This is a genomic window from Shigella sp. FC1967 (assembly GCF_001743005.1).
Taxonomy (GTDB): domain Bacteria; phylum Pseudomonadota; class Gammaproteobacteria; order Enterobacterales; family Enterobacteriaceae; genus Proteus.
Map to the genome: position 1 here is coordinate 1 of NZ_MIIZ01000473.1, position 212 is coordinate 212.

Sequence of the window (212 nt, forward strand, 5' to 3'; positions counted from 1 at the left end):
GACTCAGCCCCACATCAAGCCCCGTGATATTTGATATCAATGTTGGCTTTGCCGGTGCTTCTACCCCGTCATCACAGAGTAGTGACGCATAGTATTTTCCGGTTGCGCTGCGGCTCAGTGTGATACTTTTCAGCGCCCCCGTAATTTCACGATGTAAAACGCGCTTCAATCGGTGCGATTTTCGGGATTTTTATCGCGCCATCAATGACTTT

General features: G+C 49.1%; 1 pseudogene. It reads right to left on the minus strand.

The window, feature by feature from the left end:
• Positions 1-212, minus strand: a pseudogene (locus BHE89_RS04085) (RNA-guided endonuclease TnpB family protein); the annotation flags it as partial.